Annotated in this window: 8 protein-coding genes; all 8 read left to right on the top strand. The window is 37.7% G+C overall.

Going from position 1 to position 6964, the window contains the following annotated elements; all coding sequences use genetic code 11:
* The first annotated feature begins 554 nt into the window (after positions 1-554).
* The 8 genes from F6K13_RS11705 to F6K13_RS11670 all read left to right on the top strand — a co-directional run bounded on the left by F6K13_RS11705 (position 555) and on the right by F6K13_RS11670 (position 6635).
* On the top strand, positions 555-875 hold the full coding sequence (locus tag F6K13_RS11705; protein WP_124143172.1) for a 2Fe-2S iron-sulfur cluster-binding protein: 321 nt from the start codon (positions 555-557) through the stop codon (positions 873-875).
* A gap of 226 nt (positions 876-1101) precedes the next feature.
* Entirely contained in the window at positions 1102-1296 is a 195-nt protein-coding gene (locus F6K13_RS11700) for a hypothetical protein (RefSeq protein ID WP_124143173.1), read from the top strand.
* 165 nt (positions 1297-1461) lie between these two features.
* A complete protein-coding gene (locus F6K13_RS11695) occupies positions 1462-2529 on the top strand; it encodes a DUF3326 domain-containing protein (RefSeq protein ID WP_124154318.1) in 1068 nt (355 codons plus the stop codon).
* Positions 2513-2692 carry a hypothetical protein gene (locus tag F6K13_RS11690; RefSeq protein WP_124143175.1) on the top strand — a complete coding sequence of 60 codons (180 nt, stop codon included), beginning with the start codon at positions 2513-2515 and terminating at the stop codon, positions 2690-2692. The genes F6K13_RS11695 and F6K13_RS11690 overlap by 17 nt, the downstream gene beginning before the upstream one ends.
* 725 nt (positions 2693-3417) lie before the next feature.
* Entirely contained in the window at positions 3418-3996 is a 579-nt protein-coding gene (locus tag F6K13_RS11685) for a CPBP family intramembrane glutamic endopeptidase (RefSeq protein WP_124143176.1), read from the top strand.
* A 9-nt stretch (positions 3997-4005) separates the two neighbouring features.
* Entirely contained in the window at positions 4006-4173 is a 168-nt protein-coding gene (locus tag F6K13_RS11680) for a hypothetical protein (RefSeq protein WP_192901035.1), read from the top strand.
* Between the two features lie 544 nt (positions 4174-4717).
* Entirely contained in the window at positions 4718-6394 is a 1677-nt protein-coding gene (locus F6K13_RS11675; RefSeq protein WP_124154317.1) for a M14 family metallopeptidase, read from the top strand.
* A 118-nt stretch (positions 6395-6512) separates the two neighbouring features.
* A complete protein-coding gene (locus F6K13_RS11670) occupies positions 6513-6635 on the top strand; it encodes a hypothetical protein (protein WP_287287427.1) in 123 nt (40 codons plus the stop codon).
* Positions 6636-6964: the final 329 nt, after the last annotated feature.

Below are 6964 nucleotides of genomic sequence, written 5' to 3'. Positions count from 1 at the left end.
TTTTATCATTTTCTTTGTGGGTTTAATACCCCACCGTCTACACGGTGTTCAAAATTACTTGGGGTTAGAATCCCCATGTAATTTTCCTCCTGTCTCCTGTCTCCTGTCTCCTGTCTCCTTCTTCAAGAAATTGGTATAAGTTTTAAGCTTTTGATATGTCAGCACCCTTTCTTTCCACTGTTGTATATTTCTAGCATGGCTATTTAAATTTGTCTTGAAGTAAAGCTAAAAAATAAAAAATCATAATAAATCAAAGAGGATTTTGAAATTTATTTTCTAGATAAAATTACTTTTAGATTTTCTTGAATTAGTAATACCTGCTGTTAATAAAAATGTCATTTGAATAAAAAATAATTAAAAGAGAAAAATTATTTTTATCTCAGATAAATGATTTTTGAATATTGAAAAATTTTGTAACTATTCGGATTGTAAAATTTTGTAACTATTCGGAGAATTAGCGTTGCCCTCAATCTCTAAAAGGGCTAATATACATAGGATTTCATAAAATCAAGGAGCCTAAATTCCTCTCTGGAATTAAATCTACAAATTACAATATGTCAAAGACTTATACTGTTGAAATTCAACACCAGGGACAAACTCACACTATTCAGGTGCCAGATGATAAAAAAATATTAGAGGTTGCTGAGGAAGCTGAACTAGGTTTGCCTAATTCTTGCAACGCAGGGGTTTGTACAACCTGTGCAGCAAAAATTATTGGAGAGGGTACTGTAGATCAAGCTGATGGTATGGGAGTTGGTCCAGAACTCCAAGCAGAGGGTTATGTCTTATTATGTGTTGCCTATCCTCGGTCTAATTTAAAGATAGAAACTGGAAAGGAAGATGAGGTTTACGATCGCCAATTTGGTTCTTCATAAATAGCTTCAAAATGAATGAAAAGGAAGACTTGAAAATTAATAATTAATAATTAATAATTACCTCTCCTAGAAAAGAAAAGGTAAAAGGAAAAATTTTTCTTCTCTTGGTCGAAACGACCGCTTTTTTATCCTTTAAAGGAGAGGCTTTAAAGCTTAATTATTCGGTAAATAAAGTTTATTTCGTAAACTAATTAACTTAAAATTGTACAGATAACTGATAACTGAAATGACTACTCATTTTATTAATGCTGAAATTGACCTGCAAGAATCACCAAATAAACTCAATCAAGAAATTGAAAAAGAGTTAGAAAGGCGTGGCGAACCTCTACGTTGGGCAGTAACAAAGATAGATACAGAAAAACAAACAGCTCATGTAGAAGCTGTTGTAATTGAATCAGAAAGTTTAAGCACTAATGCTTAATTAGTTATTCATGCTTTTTGATTGATAATTGTTGAGTGTAGGGTTGGGTTTATCTAAGATAATACCTAACCTAAAATTATTTTTAATAGAGTTTAAAAATTAGCTTTCCTGCTGAAATTATTGAATCAAAAACTTGTTAAAACTTTTGAACTTACTTTTTGACTTTTGACCTTCGACTTAAAACCTTATACAGTAGTCTTAATTATTCCCACTGGTATCGGTGCATCTATTGGTGGTTATGCTGGTGATGCTTTACCAGTGGCACGAGCGATCGCGCAAACTTGCGACCTCCTAATTACTCACCCCAATGTTCTGAATGGGGCACAACTCTATTGGCCATTATCTAATGCTCTCTATGTAGAAGGCTATGCCCTTGACAAATTTGCTCAGGGATGGTATGGATTAAAACCTGTACATCAAAACCGAGTCGGTTTAATCCTTGACCAAGGCATTGAACCAGAATTGCAACTGCGCCATTTACAAGCCGCGGATGCGACTAGAGCAACTTTAGGGCTAAATCTCACAGATTATATAATTACAGATGCTCCACTAGAAGTACAATTACAAAAATCTGATTCTGGAGCATCCTGGGGCACAATAGCTAATTCAGATAGTTTGCTACGAGCAGCAGAAACTCTAATTCACAAAGCTAAAGCAGAAGCGATCGCTGTTGTTGCCAGATTTCCCGATGATGAAGGTAGTACAGGATTACAATTATATCGCCATGGACAAGGAGTTGACCCTTTAGCTGGTGCAGAAGCAGTTATTAGTCATCTGATTGTCAAAACTTTTCAGGTTCCCTGTGCTCATGCTCCTGCTTTATTACCTCTACCTTTAGACCCTAACTTATCGCCTCAGTCTGCTGCGGAAGAAATTGGTTACACATTTTTACCTTGTGTATTAGTGGGGTTGAGTCGAGCGCCACAATTAGTAAATACAAAAGATAGTCCCCTACTCCCTAATACTATTTTGGCAAAACAAGTAGATGCTGTAGTTGTACCTGCTACTGCTTGTGGTGGTAGTGCAGTAATGAGTTTCAGTCAAACTCCAGCGCAAATTATTGCTGTTAGAGAAAATCAAACTCAAATGCAAGCTTCACCAGAAAGTTTGGGGATAAAAGCATTAGAGGTTAATTCATATTTGGAGGCGTTGGGGGTATTGGTTGCTCATCGGTCTGGCATTAATCCAGAAGCTTTAAGGCCAGAAATATTACCAATTGCTAAAATTCAGTAGTACAGTAGTCGAAGCAAAGGTTAGGACATATAAACCCACATTCCGCACCACAAAATGTATTATAATAGAAGAAGGAGTCAGGAGACAACCCACCCCTAACCCCTCCTGTGTAGGGGAAGACAGGAGTCAGAATTTAGGAGAAAATCATAGCTATCGTGATTGAGTACATAATCAAGCAAGTATTTATGCTTAATTGTTTACTCGGAATTTGATCAACGAAAAAAGTAATTGAGATGATTTGCATAGTATAAATAGGGTTTGCTGAAAAAGTCTTTTAGTAGGGGTAGGAGGCAACTCACCCCTAACCCCTCCTGTGTAGGGGAAGACAGGAGAAATGGGAATGAGCGAGGAGGTAGGAGTAACAATTGTCAATTTGGGATTTTTCTGTCCAACTATGAGCCTAAAATACGAGCCATGCATGAGCATGAACAGCTGAAAAATTTGCACTGCAATTCGACCCCAAAAAGGCACTTGTCTTTATATGTCAATGCTTTTAGATTTAATCAGCAAGCTCTAAATACCTACCAAGCCACGGTTTTTTTATACTACTTTTAATGTTGCAAAATGAAGTGCGGAATGTGGGATAAAAAGCTGACAGCAGTTTTCTAGTGGATGAGGTACATCTTGGGAGTAGTGGTGCGACCCCGCGTCGGCAACAAACGCAAGGGAATGCTGACTCCTGTGAGGGAACGCGCACCAAGAGAGGGAGTAGGAAAGAGGGGATAGAGATTAATATTGAACTGTACCTCACTATCTTAAAAAGTGCGGTCAAACTCAGACAAGGCAAGGTTTTTCCTTCTTCCTTCTTTCTTCTTCCTTCTTTCTTCTGCTATACCATCCTGTACAATAGTTAAATATAAAATCCAAACTTAATTTGATGGCGGACAAGTGACAGAGCAAATTCCTGAAAATCCAGAAATCGAGCCTCTAACTCGTACTCAAGTATTGGTGGCAATGGGGGTAACAGCATTGGTATTACTGGCAATCTCTAAAACCTGCTTGCTACTTGGTGTTAATTTATTACCTGTGAGTTGGAATCCAAGAGCATTATTGTGGGGAGTAGCGATCGCTTTAGGTATTACTATCGCCAGTTCCTTAGTTTATCGCATTTGGCCTACCTACCGTCGTAGTGCAGATCAATATCTTAAATTAGTTGTGACTCCTTTGTTATGGCCCGATTTAATCTGGTTGGGGTTACTACCAGGATTGAGTGAAGAATTGTTATTTCGAGGTGTAATTTTGTCTGCCTTGGGATTGGATACAGTGGCATTAGTTGCTTCAAGTATTTTCTTTGGTGTTTTACATTTGAGTGGTAAGCAACAATGGCCTTATATGATTTGGGCAATAATAGTTGGAATGGTGTTGGGATATAGTGCTTTAGCAACAGATAATTTATTAATACCAATTATTGCGCACATTTTGACAAATTTGATTTCTAGTAGTATGTGGAAGTGGGAACATAATTAGGGTTTGCTTATGGAAAGTCTTTTTGCTGGGGTAGGAGACAGGAGACAGGAGACAGGAGACAGGAGACAGGAGACAGGAGACAGGAAAAATGGGAATGAGCGAGGAGGTAGGAGTAACAATTGTCAGAGTGGTTTTTCGGCTTTTGCTTCGGTGAAAATCCTCACTTTTTTAACTTAAGCTACCGAAAAGCTCATACTTTTTCAAGACATAAAAAGCCTAAAACCAATATCAGTCAATGCTTTTATATTTAATCAGCAAGCCCTAATTACAAATAGAGATCTTCACAAAAGAGGGAGTAGGGATTCAAGAATTTAGAATTTAGAATTTAGAATTAAGAGTTTAGAATTACCTCTTCTTATAAATAAGAAGATTGAATAAAAGGATTTTTTTTCTTCTCTTGGTCGATTGGATATGGCGAGGAGACCCGTTCTTGCAGACCCGCTCCGAAGATCGCCATCCCATCCTACGGAATGCTCCACAAACGACCGCTTTTTCTCCATGAATGGAGAGGCTTGATACCTGAATTTTTCGGTAAGGGAAAATAATTGATAATTTATGTGAGATAATTGATTTTATTTTTTATTATTGGACATTTCTAATAGTCACAAAGAGTTTAATAATTATGGTTAAAACTGATAATGTTAGTCTCCAGTTTGGCTGGATAATTCTAACAAATACTAATTCTAATTTAATTACATATATAGAGACTTAATAATTTAAAATGACAGAATCAGGGTTTGATTTTAGCCACTACTATACATATCAAGAAGTGGTGAATTTTTTGTATCAAATGAGTGAAAGTAATCCCCATTTGATTAAGTTAGAAGTTATTGGTAAAAGCTATGGTGGATTAGATATTTTCTTAGCTACTGTTACTAATCAAAATACAGGAAAAGCAAAAGAAAAACCTGGATATTGGATTGATGCTAATATTCATGCTGGAGAAGTTACAGGTTCTGCTGTTGCTCTATATATTATTTATCATCTACTAAATAATTATGCTAGGGAACCTCAAATTACTCGTTTATTAGATAACTACACAGTTTATGTATTACCTCGTATTGCTGTTGATGGAGCAGAACAATATTTAACAACTCCCCAAAGATTGCGATCGAGTATTCGTCATTATCCATATCCTGAAGAACGCGACGGACTTCACTGGGAAGATGTAAATGGGGATGGGTTAATTTTGCAGATGCGACTCAAAGATGATTGTGGAGCGTGGAAAATTTCGCCAGAAGACTCTAGAATAATGGTGCGTCGCGAACCCGATGAATTTGGAGGCACTTACTACACTATTCTGCCAGAGGGAATTATCAAAAACTATAATGGTTATGATATTAAAATTGCTCCTGCACTGGAAGGAATGGATTTTAATCGCAACTATCCTTATAAGTGGCAACCGGAGGGAAAACAAAAAGGTGCTGGAGATTTTCCTTTTTCTGAACCGGAAACTCGTGCTGTAGCAGAATTTTGGCGGAAGCATTCTAATATTAATGGTTTTATTAGTTATCATACCTTTTCTGCGGTAATTTTACGTCCTTATAGCATTTACCCAGACGACCGTTTGCCTGTGGAGGATTTGGAAATTTACAAGTTGATTGGGGAAAAGGGTACTGAAATTACTGGTTATGAATGTGTTTCGGTTTATCATAACTTTTGCTATCCTGCTAATCGGAAGACTTATGGTGCAATGGATGATTATTGTTATGAGCGCTTTGGTTGGTTTGGTTTTATTATAGAACTTTGGGATGCACCTACCGCAGCGGGAGTTAAGAAGGAAGATTATGTTAAGTGGTTACGACACCATCCTGTTTCAGACGATCTGAAATTGATGCAGTGGAATGATGAAAAATTGGGTGGGAAGGGTTTTATTGACTGGCAACCGTTTGAACATCCGCAACTGGGTACTTTAGAAATTGGTGGATGGAATCATAAGAAGGTTTGGCAAAATGCTCCTGTGGAATATTTACCAAAGTTGTGTGAGCAACATTGTCAGTTTGCTATTTCTCATGCTTTGATGTCACCTCGTTTGGCAGTGAGTCAGATGGTAGTTGAGCATCAGGGTGGTGATATTTATTTGGTAGTGGTGCAGTTGGAAAATCAGGGATTTTTGCCTACTTATACCAGTGAAAAAGCTAGGGAAGGAAAAAGTGTTCGACCTATAGAGGTTATGTTGACTTTGCCTGAAAGTGTAATGTTGCTTAGTGGGAAGCAGTTACAGGAAATAGGTCATTTAGAGGGGCGATCGAATAAAGCGTTTGCTAATTCTGCTCGAGGTAATGATTATCGTTGTCATGTTGAGTGGGTAGTTAAAGGTTTTGCTGGTTGTGAAATTGAAATTACGGCGTGGGGGCAACGTGCGGGTGTGGTGAAAACTGTGATTACTTTAAAATAATGGCGTTGCTGAAAATCGTGTATGGTATTAATCTTAATTAGATATCTCCAGAAAAGAGGGAGTAGGCAGCTTTGCTGTAGGCAGTAGGGAGAAAGAATTGATATATCTAGTGTGAGAATTGATTTTATTTTGGATTTTTACCAGATGTCTATTCTTTAGGAGTCAACCCATCCCTAACCCCTCCCAGGAGGGGGAGTCAGGAGAACCGAGTCAGGAGAGAAGAAATAAGAAGAAAGAGTAGTATCAGAGAAAGTTTTGGTAGTCCTGTATATGTAGTGATCAAATGGTGGTCAGGCGATATAGCTGCCGCTAGGATCCGCCAACGCTTCATTATAATTATCAATGAAATACCAAATAACTCCTAAATGGTTTTATAGCTTTTTAGAAAAGGATAAACTCTTTCTGACCAACCGAGAAATTCTTTGACGCCAAGTATTATAGCAATGAGCGCTGGTATATTTACAAATTGCAGGAGTGGCCAAATAGCTAAAAATCTTATATTATCGGCAATTTATTCCCCCAGATGAGCTGTTGCCTGTTGCCTGTTGCCTGCGCACAGCGCTATATTTA

The sequence above is a fragment of the Okeania sp. SIO2B9 genome (assembly GCF_010672505.1).
In the GTDB taxonomy this organism is placed as follows: domain Bacteria; phylum Cyanobacteriota; class Cyanobacteriia; order Cyanobacteriales; family Microcoleaceae; genus Okeania; species Okeania hirsuta.
Note: the sequence above shows the minus strand (reverse complement) of the source record. Positions and strands in the feature narration are given on the sequence as shown.